This is a genomic window from Mycobacterium triplex (assembly GCF_000689255.1).
GTDB classification, from domain to species: Bacteria; Actinomycetota; Actinomycetes; order Mycobacteriales; family Mycobacteriaceae; genus Mycobacterium; species Mycobacterium triplex.
This window is the reverse complement of the sequence record NZ_HG964446.1, coordinates 227,447-247,875: the sequence shown is the minus strand read 5'-3', so window position 1 is coordinate 247,875 and position 20,429 is coordinate 227,447. Positions and strand designations below refer to the sequence as shown.

The following is a 20,429-nucleotide window of genomic DNA, read 5'->3' as shown; positions in this document are numbered from 1 at the left end:
GACACAACTGAAGTACCGGCGCCCGTAGCTCAACGGATAGAGCATCTGACTACGGATCAGAAGGTTAGGGGTTCGAATCCCTTCGGGCGCGCTCATGTGATGTCTCAAGGCTGCGGCGGCGGGGCCGGAGGGTTGTCCCAACTGCCCGGCGTCCCGACGGGCACCTGCATTCCGAGCCAGTTGCACGGCATCATCGATCTCCACGCGATAAACGCGCACTGTTGCTCAGGCGTCAACGGACTAGGACCCGCGCACGGCGGCGTTCCCGGCGCTCCACAGATGGGATCGGCGGTCGCGGTCGGTGCGGAGGCAAATGTCGCAGCGGCGATCGTCAGCGCGACGGCCGTGATGAATCCAGCGACCAGGCGTCGGGTGGGTTCCATGGCTGACTCGAATCTGTAGGCTGCCCCCCTGCGCAGATCGTAATCGCAGCATCTGACGCTGCGTAACCCGTCGATCAATGCTCAGTTCGGCGGCTTTTCGGCAAGGTTGACGACCTCGGATTCGGCCAGCTTGTCGCCGGTGTCAGCGCCGCGCGCCTCCACCTTCCATTCGCCGGAGGTGATGCCGTTGCTGTCCAACCACGCCCGGCACGCCCGGGTCAGTCCCGGCCCGCTGTCCAGCTCGCGGCGGGTGTACGGGTCGTGGTCAAACTCCGTCCAGGCGGCGCCGTCGCGGCGCACCAGCGCATGCGTCACCAGCAGGTGCGCTTGGCACAGCGCGGCGCGGTCAAAGGCACTGCCCGGCTTGGTGGGGAAATATCCGCCGCACACTCCGCAGGTCCTCATGACGTGATCCGGCTCTTCGTCGGCTGTCATCGGCGTGAACCCCAGCGCGTCCGACGTGAATTCGAGGTCGTCTCCGGTGCCCATCAGCAGCTCCTCGAGCCGTAGCGTCGGAATGTGACCTTACTGACGGTCAGTGCCGGCGGAGACGGCCGGTCGAACCTGTAATCCGTTGTTCCACAGACCGTTAACGAGCAGCGTCGTCGGCGTCCGAGCCGGTGGACTTGTCGGGCATGGGCCCAACCGTCGCGATCATCGGGATTCTGAGCGTCTTGCCGCCGGCGATCGGCAGGTGGACCGCGACGAACACGATCTTGAGCTCCAGGCTCACCTGCCGCAACGGCTGCTCGTATAGGTCAAAGCGCATGTCCCGTATCCGCGCCAGGCCGCGCTCGAACCGATTCATGGCCTCGACCCTACCGAGCCACTACGGCCGTGGCTCGAACGGCCGCCGCGTCGGCACGGTCACCGTCTGGGTAACCGTGCTGGTCTCCGTGCTCGGCGAGAGCGTGACGGTGCTCGGCGGGACCGTCGTCGTGGGAGTGTCCGTGCTCGGCGGCGGCGCCGTTTCCGTCACGGTCTGGGTCGGCGCGGGCCCGCCTCCGCCACCTGGTGGGTGGTGCCGAGTGGGCGCGACGGCCGTGGTGGTGAGCGACGGTGTGGGCGTTGTCGTGGTCGTCGGACTCGGGGCCGGCGAACCGCTCACTAATGTGACGACCGCGTAGGCCGCCAGGCCCAGCACGATCACCCCTAGTGCGCCGGCCGCGACCAGCGCCAGCGGGCGGCGATACCACGGTGTCGGGGGTTCCGGCTCGGGCGCGGGGTCATAACCGCCGCCGTAGCGCGCCGCCATCGTCGGTTCGGAGTAGTAGTCGGGTTCCTCTGGGTAAGGAGGCACGTCCAACGATGCTAGCCGTTGTCGATCTGGGTCAGCGCGCGCTCGAACAGGTGCACCGTGGCCGCGTGCAGTACATCGCCGACTTCTCTCTCCGCCTTACCGGCGCAGGCGCGGGCCAGCGTGCCCTCGATGACGATGCCCAGCTTGAAGCAGGCCAGCACGGTGTACCAGGTGATGTGCGACAAGTCGCGGGTGGTGTTGGCGGCGTAACGCTCGAACAGCTCGTCGGTGCTGGCCAACCCGTCCTGACTGCTCAGCGCGTGGCTGAACACACTGGAACCGTCCGGCTGGCGCCAGGTGGTCAGCAGCCAGCCCAGATCCAGCAGCGGGTCACCGATCGTGCACATCTCCCAGTCGACGATCGCGACGACATCCGGCCCGGTGCGGGAGAACATCACGTTGGCCGAGTGGTAGTCGCCGTGCATGATCCCGGGTTTCCAGCTCGTCGGCCGGTGGCGTTCCAGCCAGGCCGAGACTTCCTCGATGCCGGGGATCTGCGGCCCGGGATAGCCGTCGTACTGGCGGTAGGAGTCCAGCTCCCCAAGCCAGCGCGGCACCTGGCGTTCCAGGAAGCCCTCCGGCTTACCGAAATCGGCGAGACCCACCGCGACGTGGTCGATGGCACCCAGCTTGGCCAGCGAGTCGGCCATCGACAGGCCCATGCCGTGGCGCACCTTGGCATCGTCGGCGTGCAGCGGTAGCAGCCCCTCGCCGGCGTTGAAGCCGTCGACCGGGTCCATCAGGTAGAAGACGGCATCGCCAAGCACGGTGGGATCGTCGCAGGCCGCGATCAGGTGCGGGTGTGGGACGTCGGAACCGGCAAGCGCCGCAAGGACTTTGGTCTCTCGCAGGATCACGTTGTTGCTGCGCGGACGCAGGTGTCGCGGCCCGCGCCGCAGCACATAGGGCCTTCCGGCGCGGGTGAACCGCAGCATCACGTTCTGCGTGCCGCCCGTGACGGCCGACACGTCCTGCAGCGGACCGTCGCCCAACCCCTGCCGAGACATCCATTCCGCGACGGCGTCCAAGTCCACGTGCTCCACGGGGTGTGAACCTACTCGCGACGTTTCGGTGTGTACCGGACGGTCTGCGCGCGGATCATGCCGTCGCGGAAGACGAAGGTGTCGACGCCGTCGTCGACCCGGTTGGTCGCCGACTCGGCGGCCCATTCGAGGAACAACACGTCGCCGTCGAAGAGCTGGGTCTTGAGCTCCCATGCCGCATTCGGCAGGTCACGAAGCAAGGTGACGAAGACGCCGCGGATGCCGTCCTTGCCGCGTGCGACGCCGTCGGGGCTGATCAGCACCGAATCGTCGGTGTAATCGGCGACGATCTCGTCGAGATCGCCCGCGACAAGCGCCTGCCCGTGGTGAGCGAAGACTTCCTCTGGTGTCCGGGTCATCGCGGCACTCCTTACCTGTGGGCCCTCTGTGAAGACAGCGTAAGTGACCCTCAGCGAGTGCCAAGACCCCTCGGTGGCTGGAAGAATAGTGAACGCAATCGACTATCAGGGTGGGAGAGGACTGGCGATGCCGCGCACCGACAACGATTCCTGGGACATCACGCAGAGCGTGGGATCCACCGCGCTCGGCGTTGCGGCGGCCCGCGCCGCCGAGACCGAGAGCGAGAATCCGCTCATCAATGACCCGTTCGCACGCGTCTTCGTCAATGCCGTGGGGGAGGGGATGTGGAGCGTCTACGCCGATCCCGAGTTGTTGGCCAAGGCGGTCGAGATCGAGCCCGAGGTGCGCATGCGGACACAGTTGATGGTCGACTTCATGGCCACCCGGACGGCGTTCTTCGACGAGTTCTTTCTCGGTGCGGCCGACGCCGGTGTCCGCCAGGTGGTGATCCTGGCGTCGGGGCTTGACGCCCGTTCGTGGCGGCTGCCGTGGCCGGCCGGCACCGTGGTGTACGAACTCGACCAGCCCAAGGTGCTCGACTTCAAGACGGCCACGTTGAAACAACACGGCGCGGACCCCACCGCAATGCTGGTGACCATACCGATCGATCTGCGTCAGGACTGGCCAAAGGCGTTGCGGGAAGCCGGGTTTGACCCATCGAAACCCAGCGTTTGGTCGGCCGAAGGGCTCGTGCGCTACCTGCCATCGCAGGCACAAGACCTGTTGTTCGAGCGCATACATTCGCTCAGCGCGCCGGGCAGCTGGCTGGCGTCCAACGTGCCGGACAAAGGCTTTACCGACCCCGAGCGGGTCCGGCGCCAGCGAGAAGACATGCAGCGCATGCGTGCCGCGATCGCCGAGGTGGTCGACGCCGAGATCACCGACGTGGACGACCTTTGGTACGCCGAGGAGCGCACCCCGGTCGACGAATGGCTGCGTGAGCATGGCTGGGAGGTGCAGGCGGCAAGCTTCCCGGAGTTGATGGCGCGTTATGACCGCGCCCTGCCGGACGGCGCCGACGACGCCATGCCGCCCACCCTGTATGTGTCCGCGCAGCGCCGCCGCTAGGGCGTGATGACGATTCGCTGATCGGCGTCGGGATCGGCCCATGCCGCTTCGACGTCGGCGAGCGGCACGGTGCGGGCGTCGAGTCCGAAACCGCCGCTGCTGATTTCGGTTGCGATGGCGGGCAGCTCGGCCAGAATGTCGCGGGTCGGGACCGAGCCCTGTCCGCTGCCCACGATCTGCAGGCGCACGGCACGCAGTGCCGCGGACAAGATTTCGGCCGAGCCGCCGGCGACCGAGCCGATCTCGATCCAGGTGAGCGGCTTTCCGCGATCGGATCGGTGGGTGGCGATACCGGCCATCACCTCGGCGGTGACCGGACCCCACAGATAGTCGAGTACGACATCGACGTCGCGCGCCGCCTGCGCGAGATCGTTTATCGCCGAGGCATTGTCGATTCGGACGACAGTGTCGGCACCCAGCTTCGGCAGGGTCGCGAGCCGCTGCGCGTCACGCCCGGCCGCGATAATATGAACGGCGCCGAATTGTTTGGCGACCTGCACCGCCATCCGGCCCGAGCTTCCGGTGGCGCCGAGGATCAACACGGATTGACCGGGCTGGAAGTCGATGCGCCGGCGCAGGGCCAGCCAGGCGGACATGACGGGGTTCATCGCCGCAGCCACCAGGATGGGATCGGCGCCATCCGGAAGCACGATGCTGCGCCGCAGGTCGATGACGGTCCGTTCGGCCATCGCGCCCATCGTGGTGTCGGGCAGCACGAAGTAGCGGATCGTGCCGTCGGGCGCGCGCCCCACCCCGTCGATGCCGGGGACCAGGGGTAACGCGCCGGTGCTGGTGTAGTGCGAGCCGTCGGCCTGGGACCGCACCCGCGGATGTAGGCCTGCGGCGATCACGTCGACCACCATCTCGTCGGTGGTTTGCGCAGTGGGAGTGGGGAACTCGCGGTATTCGGGCGGGTGAGCGAATGTGGTGACGACGGCTGCGTGCATGGTGGTGCTCCTCGGAGGTGCCGGCAGTTTAGTTGGTAACACGAACTAGATTAAATGGCATTACGAACTATTTCAAGGTATAGTCAACGGCGTGGAGTCGGACGACGATCTCAGGGACAATCTTGTGCAGGTGTCGTTCGGGGTGATCGCGGTGCTGAATCGTGTTGCCGCCGAGCATGATCTATCCCTGACCCAGCTGCGGGTCCTCGGCATCCTGCGTGATCGCGAACCCACGATGGCCGAACTTGCGACGCATCTCGGGCTGGAACGCTCGACCGTCAGCGGGCTCATCGACCGCGCGGTCCAGCGCGGACTGGTGCGCAAGACCACCGACGCCGTCGACGGCCGTTCGGTGCGGGTCAGTCTCACCGCCCAGGCGCGCCGACTCGAGGTACGGATCATCGCGCAGATCGGTGAGCTGATGGAGCCCATCATCGGCCGGCTTGGCGCCGCCGACCAGAAGCGACTCACCGAGCTGTTGGCGAAAATGCTTGAGCGCTAAGGTCGCCGCCATGGCCGATCGATCCGCTCGGGTAAGCGATGTGCATCGGATCGCCGCGTCGATGCCGCACGTGAAACGGCTGGACGGGCCCAAGGGCAACGCGATCTATCAGGTGGGCGGCAAGTCGTTCGTGTTCTTTCGTACGCCGCAGCCCGACGCGACCGATCCGGACACCGGCGAACGCTACGCCGACGTGATCATGCTGTGGGTGGACTCGGAAAGCGACAAGCTGGCGTTGGTTCAGGACCCCGGCTCGCCGTTCTTCACCACCGCCCACTTCGACGGCCATCCCTCGGTGCTGGTGCGTGGCAGCCGGCTGGCGGAAATCACGACGACCGAACTTGCCGAGCTGATCCAGGACGCGTGGCTGTCCCGGGCCTCCAAGAGGCGGGCCGCGGATTGGCTGGCGGCCCACTCGTAGACGGCCCAGAAGTTAGCCACGGCGAGGTTTAGACATACGTCCAACGGGTATCGCTAGGCGACGGGAATATCGTTCTCGAACACAACGGAGGTCACGATGCGTGGTCGCGGAATAATCGGCGCGATCGTCCTGGTGTGGCTGCTCGTCGGAGTCCTCGCGGCATGGAAACGTGGATACTTCGAAACTGGGCAAACAAATTGTGTCACAGCGGGAAACATCGCGCTGACAGTGGTCGCGGGGCCGTTGAACTACGGGGGCGTCAACCCCAAAGTCAAGGATTGCCATGTGCCGCAACCCAGTTCAATGCACAGCAATCTAGAGTCGCTCACGTAAAGGAAGTCGTCATGATCGTCTTGGGCGTAGTCCTACTCATTCTCGGATATCTGTTCGCCATTCCTTTGCTGTGGACGATCGGCATTGTCCTGATCGTCATCGGCGCGGTGATGTGGATCCTCGGCTCGATCGGCCGCCCGGTCGCCGGCAGGCGGTACTGGTACTAGGCACCACCTGCTGTTTCACAGGACACACAAAGGAATGTCATAGCGTCGGCCCAGTCGGACGCGGATACTGGAACCTGTGACGCAGCCTCGAACCTCCGTGGAGCGCGTTGTCATGTGCCGCGCGGACGGCAATCCGATCAACGTGCTGGTCGTCGATGACGAATCCGTGTTGGCCGAAATGGTGTCGATGGCGCTGCGGTACGAGGGCTGGAACATCGCGACAGCCGGGGACGGATCGTCGGCCATCGCCTCGGCCCGTGCCCAGCGCCCCGACGTCGTCGTACTCGACGTGATGCTGCCCGATATGAGCGGGCTCGATGTGTTACACAAACTGCGCGAAGAGAATCCGCAGCTGCCGGTGCTGTTGTTGACGGCCAAGGATGCGGTCGAAGATCGCATCGCGGGGTTGACCGCTGGTGGCGACGACTATGTCACCAAGCCGTTCAGCATCGAAGAGGTCGTGCTGCGGTTGCGCGCGTTGTTGCGGCGCACCGGCGTCACCACGGTGGACAGCGGCGCACAGCTTGTCGTCGGTGACTTGGTGTTGGACGAGGACAGCCACGAGGTTACCCGCGCCGGTGAGCCGGTTTCGTTGACTTCCACCGAGTTTGAGCTGCTGCGGTTCATGATGCGCAATTCCAAGCGGGTGCTGAGCAAGGCGCAGATTCTGGACCGGGTGTGGAGTTACGACTTCGGTGGTCGGTCCAACATCGTCGAGCTGTATATCTCCTACTTGCGCAAGAAGATCGACAACGGCCGCGACCCGATGATCCACACGCTGCGCGGGGCGGGTTATGTCCTCAAGCCCGCCATCTAGGGCACGGCGAGTCTGGTCGCTGCGGCTACGGCTCCTGGTTGGGCAGGTCATCGTTCTCGCCCTGGTCTGCGTCGGAATCACCACGGCAACCGAACTTTCGCTGAACCATCACTTGATACGTCAGCTGGACGGACAGTTGGGCGGGACGTCGCACCGCTCGGCGCTGATGTACCCCGAACCGAACCGACCGGGATGGCGTCACGACCACGGCTTCAACCCGCGGCCGGGCCCCGGCCCACGGTTCCTCGACGCTCCCGGGCAGCCGGCGGGCATGGTCGCCGCGGTCGTCAGCGACGGTAAGACGGTCGACGCGGGCTATCTGACCAGCATCGGTTCCCGGGCGGCGCTGACCGACAAGGCCCAGGATCAGCTGGCGGCCATTGCCGGCAGCCGCAAGCCGGTGACCGTGGATCTCGACGGCCTCGGGCGGTACCGCGTCGTCGCGGCTCCGAGCCGGCGCGGCGGCGACGTGATCGTCACCGGGCTGTCCATGGACCAGGTCGACGCGACCCTGATCCAGATGCTGGTCATTTTCGGCGTCGTCACCGTAATCGCATTGGCCGCAGCGACGATCGCGGGGATGGTGATCATCAGGCGAGCACTCGCGCCGCTGCGCCGCGTCGCCCAAACCGCGCGCCGGGTTTCGAATCTGCCGTTGGACCGCGGCGAGGTCGAACTGCCGGTGCGCGTTCCCGAATCCGACGCCAACCCCTCTACCGAGGTGGGCCAACTCGGGTCGGCGCTGAACCGAATGCTCGACCACATCGCGGCCGCGCTCTCGGCGCGGCAGGCCAGCGAGACAAGGGTCCGGCAGTTCGTCGCCGACGCGAGTCACGAGTTGCGCACGCCGCTGGCCGCAATCCGCGGCTACACCGAACTCACGCAACGGATGGGCGACGACCGGGAGGCGGTGGCGCATGCGATGAGCCGTGTCGCGTCGGAGACCGAGCGGATAACGCGGCTCGTCGAGGATTTACTGCTGTTGGCCCGGCTGGACTCCGGCCGGCCATTGGAGCGCGAACCCGTCGACCTGTCGCGAGTGGCGGTCGACGCGGTCAGTGACGCGCACGTCGCGGGACCGGATCATCAGTGGGAGCTCGACCTGCCCGAGGAACCGGTGGTCGTCGTCGGCGACGCGGCCCGGCTGCATCAGGTGTTGACCAATCTGCTTGCCAACGCGCGGATCCACACCGGCTCGGGAACCGTCGTCACGACGCGGTTGAGCACCGAGGCGACGCACAGCGTGCTGCAGGTGATCGACAACGGCCCCGGCATTCCGGCGGGTCTGCAGTCGGAGATATTCGAGCGGTTCGCCCGCGGCGATACCTCCCGCTCGCGCAAGGGTGGCAGTACCGGGCTGGGGCTGGCGATCGTCTCCGCTGTCGTCAAGGCGCACAACGGGACGATCGCCGTCGACAGCTCACCCGGTCATACCGAGTTCACGGTGCGGTTGCCACTCAGTGTCATTTAGAAGGGTGGCAACCGACCGCGGCCTCGCTTAGCTAGTGCAGGTTACGTCGATTTCGAAGGGCTTGTTCACCGGCTGCGTGGGGTTGGCCATGTCGACGCCCGTGGCGGTACCGGTGATCTTGTAGCTGTTGCCGTTCTTGGTGGCCGAGGCGTTGCCGCCACCACCAGCCGCGGCGTACGCGAGCGTCACGCCGTTGACATTGCCCAGCCCAACGGATGTCACCTGGGGCGGGTTGGCGTCGGTCAGCACCGCAGCGATGCCGGTCGCGGCCCCGCCGATTGCGATGTTGATGCTGCCGGCTGCCGTTGTGCACACGACCGAGCCGCTCACGTTCTGGTCCTTACCGTCGACAATCACCTTCGTACCGCCACCTCCGCTGGAGCTGGCCGAAGTGCTTGCGCCCGACGAGGACCCACTCGAACTCTTCTTGTCGCTCGAACAGCCGGAAATTCCGGCGACCAGAATTGCAGCTCCGGCTACCGCGACCGTCAGTTCACGCTTCACCTGTTCTCCTTTGCCCGATCGTTGCGGTCCTCAACGATGAGGGCCGTCAACGCAGTATGCCGCGTTTGCCGGGCCGCATAAAAGAGGTTCCGCGAAATTGTTTCGTCTCGGTTAACCCGTCGGCTCTCAACACATCCTTTCGGGCACGGGCCGGTTAATGGCAATGTAGTGCCGGTGGACCACAAGCCCCCCACCGCAGCCATCGAGTCTGCGCACCGCGCACATGCCCTGCCCTGGGATGACACAACGGATTTCGACAACGCCGATCGTGGATTCATCGCGTCCCTGTCTCCCTGCGTCATCAAGGCCGCTGACGGACGAGTGGTGTGGGACAACGATGTCTACGCCTTCCTCGCCGGCGACGCGCCAACCTCAGTGCATCCCAGCCTGTGGCGGCAATCGATCCTCAACGCCAAACAAGGCCTGTACGAGGTGGTCCCGGGCATCTATCAGGTTCGCGGGTTCGACATCTCCAACGTCACTTTCGTCGAGGGTGACACCGGGATCATCGTCATCGATCCGCTGGTGTCCACCGAGGTGGCCGCCGCGGCCCTGGATCTGTACCGCACCCACCGCGGCGCCGATCGCCCGGTGGTCGCGGTGATCTACACCCACAGCCACGTCGACCATTTCGGCGGGGTGCTGGGGGTGACTTCGCAGGCGGACGTGGATGCCGGCGCGGTCGCCGTGCTGGCGCCGGAAGGATTCACCGCGCACGCCGTGCAGGAGAACGTCTATGCCGGGCCCGCCATGCTGCGTCGCGCGACCTACATGTACGGCAGCCTGTTGGCGCGCGGACCCCAGGAGCAGGTGGGCTGCGGGCTCGGCCAGCTTCCGTCGACGGGCGAGGTGGCAATCATCGTGCCCACCGTCGACATCCGGGAGACCGGCGAGACGCACACCATCGACGGCGTCGAGATCGAATTCCAGATGGCGCCCGGCACCGAGGCTCCTGCTGAAATGCATTTCTACTTCCCACGTTTTCGCGCGCTGTGCATGGCCGAAAACGCCACCCACAACCTGCACAACCTGCTCACCTTGCGCGGGGCACTGGTCCGCGACCCGCACGCCTGGGCGGGCTATCTCACCGAGGCCATCGACGCGTTCGCCGGTCGCGCCGATGTCGTGTTCGCCTCGCACCATTGGCCGACCTGGGGACAGGAAAACATCGTCAATTTCCTGTCGCTGCAGCGCGACCTCTACGCCTATCTGCACGACCAGACGTTGCGCCTGCTCAACCAGGGCTACACCGGCGTCGAAATTGCCGAAATGTTCCAGATGCCACCGGCTTTGGATCGGGCATGGCATACCCGGGGCTATTACGGGTCGGTGAGCCATAACGTCAAGGCCGTCTACCAGCGCTACATGGGCTGGTTCGACGGCAACCCGGGCCGGCTCTGGCCGCATCCCCCCGAGGCCCTCGCGCCTCGCTATGTCGACGCGATGGGTGGAATCGACCGCGTGGTCGAGCTAGCCCAGGCGGCATTCGACGCCGGCGATTTCCGTTGGGCGGCAACGCTGCTGGATCATGCCGTCTTCACCGACAGTGAGCATGCCGCGGCGCGTGCGCTGTACGCGGATACCTTGGAGCAACTCGGCTACGGCGCCGAGAATGCGACGTGGCGCAACTTCTTCATGAGCGGGGCAACCGAATTGCGCGAGGGCAACTTCGGGTCGGCGGGCCAGATCACGTCGTCGACGATGCTGTCCCAGCTGACGCCTGAGCAAATCTTCGACGGTCTCGCCATCCGCGTCAACGGGCCCCGCAGTTGGGACCTCGATATCTCCATCGACATCACCTTCGCCGATCTGGCCACCAACTACCGGCTCGCCCTGCGCAACGGGGTGCTCGTCTATCGCAACGTCGCGGCCGACCCCGCAACGGCGACCGTTACGGTCAAGCTGGACACCAAGTTTCGCTTGCTGAAGACGGCCATGGGCGACTTCACGTCGCCGGGTCTGGACATCTCCGGCGATCAGAACGCGCTGCAGCTGTTTCTCGACGTGCTCGAAGAGCCGAACCCGAAGTTCAACATCGTCACGCCGTAGGTCATGCGATGTCGATCACGACCTTGCCCAGGACTTTGCGATCGGCGACGTATCGCAATGCGGCCGGGGCCTCGGCCAACGGAAACCGCGCGCCGATGTAGGGGCGAACGGTGCCCGCGGTGAACATCTGGGTCAGTTCTTCGATGTCGCGGACGAACTCATCGGGGTAGTCGGCCATGAAGGTGCGGATCTCCATGCCGCGGACGCGGATATCTTTGAGCATCACGAGGTTGAGCGGGATCGCCGGGATGCTGCCCGCCGCGTAGCCCAGCGTGACAAAAGTGCCGCCGCGGGCCAGACCGCGCAGCGCCGGCTCCGAATACGATCCGCCGACCGGGTCCAGGACCACTCGCGCGGCGTCGCCGGTGAGTTCGCGGATCCGGAGTTTGAGGTCCTCGCGGTCGTAGTCCACGACGGCCTCGGCGCCCCGTTGCCGGCACAGTTCGAGTTTGTCCGGGCTGGACGCCGCGGCCAGCACCCGGGCGCCCATCGCGACGCCCAGGTCGACGGCGGCCAGACCGACTCCGCCGGCGGCGCCCAGCACGACGACCCAATCCCCTTTTGTCACACCGCCAGTCGTACGCAGTGCGTGATATGCGGTGCGGTAGGTGACGCCGAAAGCCGCGGCCGATGCGTAGTCGGCGTCGTCGGGCACCAGCGACGCCTGCGTCGTGTCGAGCAGTGCTTGCTCGGCGAACGCTCCGAAAGTGGTTCCGGCTACCCGCTGTCCCGGGCGGAACGGCGCGCCCGCGCCGGCGGAGATCACCTCCCCGGCGATCTCATTGCCCGGTATGAACGGCGGGGGGATCTTGACCTGGTACTTGCCGGCGATGAACAGCACGTCGGGGAAGTTGACCGCCGCGGCGTGCACCCGCACCAACATCTGGCCTGGCGCCGGGACTGGCTCGGGAACATCGTCGAGCACCAGGCTCTCCGGAGGGCCGTAGGAGCGACAGACAACCGCACGCATCAATTGACTCCTAATCCGTTGAGGCAGAACCTCACCACGTGTGCGATGTCGTCGGGCTCGGGCCGAACGGCAGAGCCCATGTATCTCCGCATCGTCGCCGCGACACAGCAGAACACGGCCTCGACGTCGCGCTCGACATCGGTACTTCCCAGTGCGGCAACCGGTTCGATCAGCAGATCGCGCAGTGGGTGCATCATTTCGTGATCGAGCGTTCGCCAGTTCGTCGCGGTTGCCAGCTGACCGGCCGCCGCACGGCTTTTCCTGATCAGGTCGGGTTCGGCGACTTGGGCCAGGGTGCCCTCGATCCAACGGGCGATCTTGTCCCGCGGTTTGGCCTCCTTGGCCATCTGGTGTTCGAGGTAGGACACGACGATCGCGACGCCACGCTCCATGACTGCCAGGATGAGATCGTCCTTGCCGGCGAAATACCGGTAGAACGCCTTGTTCGACGAGCCGGCCTCGGTGACGATGTCGCTGACCCGAGGCTCCTCGGGCGCGACGCGCTCCATCACGCGGACCGCGGCCGCCAGGATGCGTTCGACCTCCGCGGTCGCCCCGCGCTGGCGGTCGTCGAGGGCGCGTTCGACGGCCGCGGCGACTCTGTTGATCATGGCGAATGTGGATGTGCGGGAACGCTACCGACCAGGGCGCCGTATTTCTCCCGGGCGGCGTCGCGACGGACATCCAGCATCTCGCTGGGCCATTCGCCCTCTTCGGCCTCGTAGCCCTTGAGCAGCATCCGGGCCAGGTTGACCTTGTGCGCCTCGGTCGGCCCGTCGGCGAGCCCGAGCGCGATGCCGCCCAACAGCACGTTGACCAACGGCAGCTGATCGGTGAGTCCCAGCGCGCCGTGCACCTGGATCGCCCGCAGCGCAATCGATTTCAGGACCTGCGAGGCCAAGATCTTGCACGCGCCGATCTCGGCGCGCGCGGCATGCTCGTCGCCGTTGTCGATCAGCCACGCGGCGTGCAGCACGGTCAGCCGGAACGGGATCAACTCGGTGTAGGAGTCGGCGACGAACTCTTGGACCAGCTGCTTGTCGGCCAACGGGCCGCCTTGGGTAAAACGGCTTTTCGCGCGCCGCGCCATCATGTCGACCGCGCGCTGCGCCATCCCGATCGAGCGCATCGCGTGATGAAGCCGGCCGCCGGCAAGCCGGGTCTGCAGGATCAGGAAGCCCTGACCGGGCTCGCCGAGCAGGGCGTCCGCTCCCACCCGCACGTCGTCGTAGTGCACCAGCGAATGCCCCGGCTCGTGCGGGTCCGCTCCCACCAGGTGGTGGTTGGCTTCCAGGTGCAGCCCTTCGGTACCGGCGGGGATCAGGAACGTCGAGGCCCCGCGGTGGACGGGCACGTCCGGATCGGTGATCGCGACGACAATGAAGAACGACGCGACAGAAGCATTGGAGGAGAAGTATTTTCGCCCGGTGATCACCCAGTCCGCGTCTGGTCCCGAGCCATCGCGCACGGCGCGGGTGGTGAACACGCGGGGATCGGCACCGCCTTGTGGTTCGGTCATCGAGAAGCAGGAGAAGATCTCCCCCGACAGCAATCCGGACAGGTAGCGATCCTTCTGGTCCTGGGTTCCGAAGCGCGCGATGATCTCCGCGTTGCCGGTGTCGGGCGCTTGGGTGCCGAAGACGATCGGCGCCCAGGGGCTGCGGCCGAGTATCTCGTTGATCAACGTCAGCTTGACCGCGCCGAAACCCTGCCCACCCAGTTCCGGACCGAGATGCGGTGCCCACAAGCCATTGTCGCGGACCTGCTGCTTGAGCGGATCGACGATGCGCCGGCGCTCGTCATTGAGCGGCAGGAACTCGCAGCCCGGGAACAGCACCTCGAGCGGCTCCACCTCTTCGCGCACGAACTCGCGAACCCAGGCGAGCTTCTTCTCGAACTCGGGCTCGGTAGAGAAGTCCCATGACATCCGAATACTCCTACCTTTAGGGAATTCCGCCGTCGGTCCGCAGAATCGAACCGGTCGTGAAGCTGGACGCGTCGGACGCCAAAAACAGTGCGGCACCGACGACTTCGCGCGGATCGCCGGCGCGTTTCAGATGGAGGTGGCTGAAGTTGTTGCCGCCGGACAGATCCCAGGACTTGCTGACGTCGGTCAGGTAGGGCCCGGCCATCAGGGTGTTGACCCGCACCGCCGGCCCGAACGCCTGCGCCAGCCCTTCGGTCATCGCGTTGAGCCCGGCCTTGGCGGCCGAGTAGGGGATGATGCCGCCGTTGGGCCGCAGCGATCCGGTGGAGCTCACGTTGATGATCGAGCCGCTGCCCGCGGCCACCATCCGTTCACCCACCAACGCCGATAACCGAAACGGTCCTTTGAGGTTCAGGTTCACCACGGCGTCGAACAATTTCTCGGTCACGTTGCTCAGCTTGTCGTACAGCGGCGACATGCCCGCGTTGTTGATCAGGGTGTCGACCTTGCCGAACCGCTCGTAGCTGGCGTCGACCAGGCCGTCGAGTTGGTCCCAGCGTCCGACGTGCACGCCGTAGGGCATGGCGGAGCGTCCGGTCTCGGCCTCGATTTCCTTGGCGACGGCGACGCAGTTGTCGAAGTTGCGGCTGGCGATCACCACGTCGGCGCCGCAGTGGGCGGCGGCGAACGCCATTTCCCGACCCAGGCCGCGGCTGCCTCCGGTGATCAGCACCACGCGATCGGTGAGGTCGAAAAGCTGGTCGGCGTAACCCATTTCAGCGGCACCTCGTCGGCAGGCTCCGAGCCAATTCGGCCGCTGTCGCGATGAGCGCAAGGATCATCGGCCCGAACGCGTCGGTGATCTTGGGGTCCACCTTTCCGGTGCGCACGCCGGCGGCGTAGGTCTTTTCCAGCACGATGCCGAGTTTCCAGTTGGCCAGCACCAGGTAGTAGTCGATGTTCTCGGTGGAGAGCCCGCTGACTTTCTCGTAGTGCGCCAGCAATTCGCCGCGTGTCGGCATCCCGCTCATGTCGAGGTAAAAGCCGTCGCCCTTGGGGTTTTCGCCGTCATAGCCGAGCAGGCACCAGGCGAGGTCCAGCAGCGGATCGCCGACCGTCGTCATCTCCCAGTCCACGATCGCGGCGAGTCGAGCCTGGCTGCCATGCGCGAACATCACGTTGGCGAACTGGTAGTCGCCGTGCATGATGCCCGGCTTGTACTGCGCGGGCCGGTTGCGGCGCAGCCAATCGGCGGCCTCGTTCAGGCCGGGCAGATCGCGCACCTTGTAGGCGTCGAGAAACGCCAGCCAACGATCGACCTGCCGGTCATGGAATCCGTCGGGCCGGCCGAAGCCGTCGAGTCCTTGGCCGCGCCAGTCGACCCGGCCCAGTTTGGCGGCGCCCTCGACGAGTTCGAACGCGAGCCCGCGCCGCGCATCGAGGTCGGTGTCGAACGGTGGCTGCCAGCCGCCGTCCATCGGGCTCCATCCGTCGATCGCGCGCATGACGTAGAACGGCATGCCGAGCACGGTGCCGGTGTCGTCGGCGGCGATCAGCTCGGCGTGCGGCACATCGGTGCCCGAAAGCGCCCGCACCAGCCGGATCTCGCGCCGCAGGCCGTCGATGCGGGCCGCATCCGCGCGGGCGCCGGGCATCCGCAGCACCATGCGCTGGCTGCCGCGTTGAATCAGATACAGCGTGTTCTGCGAACCGCCCTTGAGCTGCTCCAGGCGCGGTTCTTCGCCATGTCCCGGAGCGTCGTTGTCATCCAGCCATCGACCCAGCACACCCGGGTCCAGTTGGGTTTCACCAGCAGTCGTCATTGTCCGCACACCCCACTCTCTGTGTGGAGAATAGCATTCTCCGCGGGTGGCGCTAGTCCGGCTGGTGCACCGGCATCGGCGTCGAACGTGCTCTGAGGGTGAGAAATTCGCCAAAAAGCCGCCATGAGAGCACGTTGGGCGAACGGCGGGCCGCCTGCCGTGGCCAATGCTGCCGCTAGTCCGGCTTGTGCCCGCTGAGCAGGAACCCCGGCACCATGAAATGCCCGTCGCCATCGTGTTCGGCGTTCGGCAATTCGGTGTCGAGGGCAGCGTCGTTGCCGTAGACCTTTGCCGGCCGGACATCGTCGACCTGCCACAGCGTCGCGACCGCGTCATGCAATTCGGCCTCGGTGAAGCCGCGCGGTCCGGGCCGGTCGCCGGGTTCGCCGAGTGCCCCGGCCGCGAACGCCAGGATGTAGAGCGCCGCACCGGGTGCGGCCGCCCGAAAGATCGACTGCAGATAGCCCGGTCGCCCCTCGGGCAGCAAGGCGTGGAACAGTCCGCTGTCGACGATGGTGGAGAAGCGGCCTTCGGAACCGGGTGGGTAGCCGCCGAAGGAAGTGACGTCGGCTTGCGCGAAAGTCGCTGTTGTCAATCCTTGTTCGGCGGCGGAGGCGGTTGCCGCGTCGATCGCGGTCGCGCTCGCGTCCAGTCCGACGACCGTATAGCCGCGCGCGGCTAGGGCCAGCGACAGGGCGGCGTGGCCGCAGCCGGAGTCCAGCACGTCGCTGCGAATCTTGCCCCGATCGATGAGCGCCGTCAGCTCGGGCTGTGGCCGGCCGATGCTCCATGGCGGTGGTGATTCTTGTCGGTAGGCGGCGTCCCAATCGATGCTCGGCTGGGTCATCTGTCCTCCTTGAGTGGGCCTCCCTTGCAGACTAGGCGGGGGCCGCGCCCGGGGCAGCGGAGCCAGCACCCGATTACTGGCTTTTCACAACCGAGTCAGCCAGTTGGATGATCGAGTCGAATTTACTGTCGACGAATTTTGCGGCGCGCCTCACATTCGCGAGCATGCGGGCTTGTGCAATCCTGCGCGATAGTAGCTCGGCGTCGATTTGAGCGCCATGGAATTGGTTGATCGCCGATTCGGTCAGACGGACCACGCGTGCCATGGCCTCCACAACACGTTCGTTACCGAGGACCTTGGTTGCCGGTAGGTGTCCGACATTGCCGATTATCGTCGCCACGAACCAGCGATTGACGACGTCGTCGGGATCTTCCAACACGCAGAGAGCCGCCGGCGAGTAGAAACCATTCTCACCGTTGGACAGCAGTTCCATCACCGAAGGCCATGTCTCCTGAAAGGTCTGCAGGATCGCGGGTTGGCTGTCGGGATGCGCGGCAACGTACGCATCGACGATGTACGCGAACGTATCGAGCATGCATGCGCACGCAATAAATGACTTGGCGTCGCGCGGCATGAGATAAACAATTCCGAACGACCCGTCGGCTAGAGGTACCTCGAACTCCGTATACGAGGGTGTCTCGAGGTACCGTATGCCGTTCGCGCCGCTGCGATACGCTCCTGACGACTGCCGTTGCTGCAAAAAATACCGCACTTCTACCCCTGGTTGTCGGTCATCCGCGCATTCTCTGCGGGCTTAACTAGTATCCGAACACCTTCTTGCAAATAGAATTCGCAACGGATGAACCCTTTTTGCCGCCGTACCAAATCTGCTCGAGGCTCTGATGCATATCGAAGACCCGTTCACGGTCATACCCGAAGAGTTGATACTCCTGTAAAACTTGCTCGACCTTAAATCCTCGGTGGACCTGCTTATTTACCTTGCAACCGCTCCGCCAGTAGCGCGTCCACCTGTCGTTGTCGTCGTCACTGCGGACCGTGGAGGAAAGAATGCCTCGGGTCCGTGTGACGAGTGATTCTGCCTCGGTCGGGCTGACCGGGATATGGCTGCCTTCCGACAAAATTTGACCGGCCAGCGGACGGAATTCGTTGATGACAACGTCCAGTGCATCCCAGCCGCTCGCCGATGCGCTGCCGCAGGTAAATACCGCACCGCCGGTCAACACTGCGGAGACCGCGGCGGTCGCTGCTACTTTTCGCAATAGCGCGTTGATATTCATGAGATATGCCTTCCCGCCGAGTGCTGCGATTGTCGAAATGAACGTAGGCAGCTGACCCATGGGTGGGCACGAGTAGTTGGCTACTCGACTTGTCCCTCCGGGATGGGCCGGCCGCACGCGGCGGCATCGCGCGATGAGAAACTGCGAACCGGCCCCACTTCCGACGACAGGGAGAACCATGCAAGTGCTTCTGGTCCGGCACGCGCTGCCGCTGCGCAGCGAACACGGCCAGGGTTCCGACCCGGACCTGTCGGACGAGGGGGTGGCCCAGATCGCGCGTCTGCCCGAGGCGCTAGCCAGGTTCCCGATCTCGCGCGTCATCAGCAGCCCGCAGCGGCGCGCAATCCAGACCGCCGAACCGGTCGCGGCGGCCCGGGACCTCGCCGTCGAGGTCGACGAACGTTGGGCCGAATACGATCGCGACCTTCCGGTCTACATCCCCGTCGAGCAGATCCGTCAGGAAAACCCCAAAGAGTGGGAGCGAATGGCCCAGGGCCAGCTTCCCAGTGCCGTCGACGAAAGTGCGTTTCGGGCGCGAATCCGGGCGGCGATCGACGATCTCGTCGCCTCGGCGGACCCCGAGGACACCGTCGCGGTGTTCAGCCACGGTGGCGTGATCAACCTGTTGCTGCACGAAATCCTTGGCACGGCGCGGCTGTTGTCATTTCCCGTCGACTACGCATCGGTGACTCGCGTGCTGTATTCGCGGACCGGTCAGGCGACCGTGGCGGGAGTCAACGGGGTCGAACACGTGTGGGACCTGTTGCCGCGCAATCAGCGATGGTAAACAAGTGCGGTGACTTCGGCTGATCGACTCGACGGGCTGGACCTGCCCGCGCTGGACCGGTATCTGCGTTCGCTCGGCATCGAGCGCGACGGCGAATTGCGCGCTGACTTCATCTCCGGCGGCCGCTCCAATCTGACGTTCCGGGTCTACGACGACAAGACGAACTGGCTGGTGCGGCGTCCACCGCTGCACGGGTTGACCCCGTCGGCGCACGATATGGCCCGCGAGTACAAAGTCGTGGCGGCACTGCAGGACACGCCAGTCCCGGTGGCGCGCGCGATCGCGCTGTGCGAGGACGACTCCGTGCTGGGCGCGCCGTTCCAGATCGTCGAGTTCGTCGCCGGGCAAGTGGTGCGCCGGCGCGCTCAACTCGAAGCCTTCAACCACACCGTGATCGACAACTGCGTCGACTCGTTGGTCCGGGTACTCGTCGACTTGCACGACGTGGACCCGAATGCCGTGGGGCTGGCCGATTTCGGCAAGCCCAGCGGCTACCTGGAACGCCAAGTGCGCCGTTGGGGTTCGCAGTGGGAACTGGTGCGGCTGTCCGACGACCATCGCGACGCCGATGTCGAGCGACTGCATTCCGGTCTGCAGCAAGCGATTCCGCCCCAGGGTCGCGTCTCGATCGTGCACGGCGACTACCGGATCGACAACACCATCCTCGACGCCGACGACCCCACGCGGGTGCGCGCCGTCGTCGATTGGGAACTTTCGACGCTGGGAGATCCGCTGTCGGACGCGGCCCTGATGTGCGTATACCGCGACCCGGCGCTGGATCTGATCGTCAATGCCCAAGCCGCCTGGACCTCCCCGCTGCTGCCGACGGCCGACGAGCTGGCCGACCGGTACTCGCTGGTCTCCGGATTGCCGCTGGCGCACTGGGAGTTCTACATGGCGTTGGCGTACTTCAAGCTCGCCATCATCGCGGCCGGCATCGACTTCCGCAGGCGCATGGCGGATCAGGCCAGCGGTAAAGACTCCGAGCACATGCCCGAGGTCGTCGCGCCGTTGATCTCGCGCGGGCTGGCGGAACTGGCGAAACTGCCTGGCTAGCCGCGGGTGGCGGCCGCGTGCTGTTTCTTGGCCGCGCGACGCAACTGCAGGATTCGCGCGGTGCCGACGGCCACGGTGATCAGCCCGCCGACGACCGCGGCCAGCAGGATGGCCACACCCAGCGGCAGGCTCCATTGCCAGCCCAAGAACTTGAACGCCGTCGACGTCGTGTTCTGGGTGATGAAGATCAGCAACAGAATCAGGATCAAAAAACCCGCGATCAGGGCCGACCACAGCGCGCCGGCGCGGGTGAACCCGATGGCAGGTTCCTTGGGGTGCGCACCGGCCGGGGGCGCTGGGGGAGGTGCGGGCGCCGGCTTGGGGGAAGGCGCCGGAGTGGGTTTAGGCGGCGGGTTACCCGGCGAGCCGGGGTTGGTGCTGCTCATGGATCTATCTTTGTCCCATCCTGGCCGGAA

At 65.6% G+C, this 20,429-nt stretch carries 27 protein-coding genes and 1 tRNA gene; 11 read left to right on the top strand and 17 right to left on the bottom strand.

Annotated features, from left to right (window positions below; all coding sequences use genetic code 11):
* Positions 1-18 precede the first annotated feature (18 nt).
* Positions 19-91, top strand: a tRNA-Arg gene (locus tag BN973_RS01150).
* Between the two features lie 13 nt (positions 92-104).
* Here the strand turns inward: BN973_RS01150 and BN973_RS32060 are convergent.
* The 6 genes from BN973_RS32060 to BN973_RS01125 form a co-directional block, all read right to left on the bottom strand.
* Positions 105-383: a hypothetical protein gene (locus tag BN973_RS32060; RefSeq protein ID WP_084163255.1), complete on the bottom strand. Its 279-nt coding sequence runs from the start codon at positions 381-383 to the stop codon at positions 105-107.
* An 81-nt stretch (positions 384-464) separates the two neighbouring features.
* Complete coding sequence (locus tag BN973_RS01145; protein WP_036465388.1) at positions 465-872, bottom strand: hypothetical protein; 408 nt, start codon at positions 870-872, stop codon at positions 465-467.
* Positions 873-972: 100 nt separating this feature from the next.
* Positions 973-1,191 carry a hypothetical protein gene (locus tag BN973_RS01140; RefSeq protein ID WP_051641058.1) on the bottom strand — a complete coding sequence of 73 codons (219 nt, stop codon included), beginning with the start codon at positions 1,189-1,191 and terminating at the stop codon, positions 973-975.
* A 21-nt stretch (positions 1,192-1,212) separates the two neighbouring features.
* Positions 1,213-1,683: a hypothetical protein gene (locus tag BN973_RS30225; protein ID WP_084163254.1), complete on the bottom strand. Its 471-nt coding sequence runs from the start codon at positions 1,681-1,683 to the stop codon at positions 1,213-1,215.
* 11 nt (positions 1,684-1,694) lie between these two features.
* On the bottom strand, positions 1,695-2,690 hold the full coding sequence (locus BN973_RS01130) for a phosphotransferase family protein (RefSeq protein ID WP_139830045.1): 996 nt from the start codon (positions 2,688-2,690) through the stop codon (positions 1,695-1,697).
* A gap of 47 nt (positions 2,691-2,737) precedes the next feature.
* Positions 2,738-3,085 (bottom strand): nuclear transport factor 2 family protein, encoded by a 348-nt coding sequence (locus BN973_RS01125; protein WP_036465385.1) that lies wholly within the window; start codon positions 3,083-3,085, stop codon positions 2,738-2,740.
* A 127-nt stretch (positions 3,086-3,212) separates the two neighbouring features.
* On the opposite strand from BN973_RS01125, the gene BN973_RS01120 reads away from it, so the two are divergent.
* Complete coding sequence (locus tag BN973_RS01120; protein ID WP_036465384.1) at positions 3,213-4,154, top strand: class I SAM-dependent methyltransferase; 942 nt, start codon at positions 3,213-3,215, stop codon at positions 4,152-4,154.
* Here BN973_RS01120 and BN973_RS01115 read toward each other — a convergent pair.
* Complete coding sequence (locus BN973_RS01115; RefSeq protein ID WP_036465382.1) at positions 4,151-5,101, bottom strand: quinone oxidoreductase family protein; 951 nt, start codon at positions 5,099-5,101, stop codon at positions 4,151-4,153. The two genes, BN973_RS01120 and BN973_RS01115, sit on opposite strands and share 4 nt — an antisense overlap.
* A gap of 91 nt (positions 5,102-5,192) precedes the next feature.
* On the opposite strand from BN973_RS01115, the gene BN973_RS01110 reads away from it, so the two are divergent.
* From BN973_RS01110 to BN973_RS01095, 6 genes are all read left to right on the top strand, one after another.
* Positions 5,193-5,603 (top strand): MarR family winged helix-turn-helix transcriptional regulator, encoded by a 411-nt coding sequence (locus tag BN973_RS01110; protein WP_084163252.1) that lies wholly within the window; start codon positions 5,193-5,195, stop codon positions 5,601-5,603.
* A gap of 10 nt (positions 5,604-5,613) precedes the next feature.
* Complete coding sequence (locus tag BN973_RS01105; RefSeq protein ID WP_036465380.1) at positions 5,614-6,024, top strand: MmcQ/YjbR family DNA-binding protein; 411 nt, start codon at positions 5,614-5,616, stop codon at positions 6,022-6,024.
* A gap of 96 nt (positions 6,025-6,120) precedes the next feature.
* Positions 6,121-6,357: a hypothetical protein gene (locus tag BN973_RS31525; RefSeq protein ID WP_084163251.1), complete on the top strand. Its 237-nt coding sequence runs from the start codon at positions 6,121-6,123 to the stop codon at positions 6,355-6,357.
* 11 nt (positions 6,358-6,368) lie between these two features.
* Positions 6,369-6,524 (top strand): DUF6131 family protein, encoded by a 156-nt coding sequence (locus tag BN973_RS31320; RefSeq protein ID WP_169718170.1) that lies wholly within the window; start codon positions 6,369-6,371, stop codon positions 6,522-6,524.
* 112 nt (positions 6,525-6,636) lie between these two features.
* Positions 6,637-7,341: a two-component system response regulator TcrX gene (tcrX, locus tag BN973_RS01100; RefSeq protein ID WP_036465379.1), complete on the top strand. Its 705-nt coding sequence runs from the start codon at positions 6,637-6,639 to the stop codon at positions 7,339-7,341.
* A complete protein-coding gene (locus BN973_RS01095; RefSeq protein ID WP_051641057.1) occupies positions 7,319-8,812 on the top strand; it encodes a sensor histidine kinase in 1,494 nt (497 codons plus the stop codon). Before tcrX ends, BN973_RS01095 begins: the two co-directional genes overlap by 23 nt.
* Before the next feature lie 27 nt (positions 8,813-8,839).
* Here BN973_RS01095 and BN973_RS01090 read toward each other — a convergent pair whose 3' ends face one another.
* A complete protein-coding gene (locus BN973_RS01090) occupies positions 8,840-9,316 on the bottom strand; it encodes a lipoprotein LpqH (protein ID WP_036465378.1) in 477 nt (158 codons plus the stop codon).
* Between the two features lie 168 nt (positions 9,317-9,484).
* Here BN973_RS01090 and BN973_RS01085 point away from each other — a divergent pair, with 168 nt between their 5' ends.
* Positions 9,485-11,365 carry an alkyl/aryl-sulfatase gene (locus BN973_RS01085; protein WP_169718171.1) on the top strand — a complete coding sequence of 627 codons (1,881 nt, stop codon included), beginning with the start codon at positions 9,485-9,487 and terminating at the stop codon, positions 11,363-11,365.
* Position 11,366: 1 nt separating this feature from the next.
* On the opposite strand, the gene BN973_RS01080 is transcribed toward BN973_RS01085, so the two are convergent.
* From BN973_RS01080 to BN973_RS01045, 8 genes are all read right to left on the bottom strand, one after another.
* Entirely contained in the window at positions 11,367-12,335 is a 969-nt protein-coding gene (locus BN973_RS01080) for an NADPH:quinone oxidoreductase family protein (protein WP_036465377.1), read from the bottom strand.
* Positions 12,335-12,946, bottom strand: coding sequence for a TetR/AcrR family transcriptional regulator (locus BN973_RS01075; protein ID WP_036465376.1), 612 nt, complete (start codon positions 12,944-12,946; stop codon positions 12,335-12,337). The genes BN973_RS01080 and BN973_RS01075 overlap by 1 nt, the downstream gene beginning before the upstream one ends.
* Complete coding sequence (locus BN973_RS01070; protein WP_036465375.1) at positions 12,943-14,262, bottom strand: acyl-CoA dehydrogenase family protein; 1,320 nt, start codon at positions 14,260-14,262, stop codon at positions 12,943-12,945. Before BN973_RS01070 ends, BN973_RS01075 begins: the two co-directional genes overlap by 4 nt.
* Before the next feature lie 16 nt (positions 14,263-14,278).
* Positions 14,279-15,037, bottom strand: a complete 759-nt coding sequence (locus tag BN973_RS01065) for an SDR family NAD(P)-dependent oxidoreductase (RefSeq protein ID WP_036465374.1) — start codon at positions 15,035-15,037, stop codon at positions 14,279-14,281.
* Between the two features lies 1 nt (position 15,038).
* Positions 15,039-16,085, bottom strand: a complete 1,047-nt coding sequence (locus BN973_RS01060; RefSeq protein WP_036465373.1) for a phosphotransferase family protein — start codon at positions 16,083-16,085, stop codon at positions 15,039-15,041.
* A 175-nt stretch (positions 16,086-16,260) separates the two neighbouring features.
* Complete coding sequence (locus BN973_RS01055) at positions 16,261-16,932, bottom strand: class I SAM-dependent methyltransferase (RefSeq protein ID WP_036465372.1); 672 nt, start codon at positions 16,930-16,932, stop codon at positions 16,261-16,263.
* A gap of 73 nt (positions 16,933-17,005) precedes the next feature.
* Positions 17,006-17,506: a hypothetical protein gene (locus BN973_RS01050; RefSeq protein ID WP_036465371.1), complete on the bottom strand. Its 501-nt coding sequence runs from the start codon at positions 17,504-17,506 to the stop codon at positions 17,006-17,008.
* A gap of 184 nt (positions 17,507-17,690) precedes the next feature.
* The gene (locus BN973_RS01045) at positions 17,691-18,170 is read right to left on the bottom strand and encodes a hypothetical protein (RefSeq protein ID WP_036465370.1); all 480 of its coding nucleotides are present in this window, start codon (positions 18,168-18,170) and stop codon (positions 17,691-17,693) included.
* Positions 18,171-18,348: 178 nt separating this feature from the next.
* Here BN973_RS01045 and BN973_RS01040 point away from each other — a divergent pair, with 178 nt between their 5' ends.
* Complete coding sequence (locus BN973_RS01040; protein WP_036465369.1) at positions 18,349-18,957, top strand: histidine phosphatase family protein; 609 nt, start codon at positions 18,349-18,351, stop codon at positions 18,955-18,957.
* Between the two features lie 9 nt (positions 18,958-18,966).
* Positions 18,967-20,013, top strand: coding sequence for a phosphotransferase family protein (locus tag BN973_RS01035; RefSeq protein WP_036465368.1), 1,047 nt, complete (start codon positions 18,967-18,969; stop codon positions 20,011-20,013).
* Here the strand turns inward: BN973_RS01035 and BN973_RS01030 are convergent.
* A complete protein-coding gene (locus BN973_RS01030; protein ID WP_036465366.1) occupies positions 20,010-20,399 on the bottom strand; it encodes a LapA family protein in 390 nt (129 codons plus the stop codon). The two genes, BN973_RS01035 and BN973_RS01030, sit on opposite strands and share 4 nt — an antisense overlap.
* Positions 20,400-20,429: the final 30 nt, after the last annotated feature.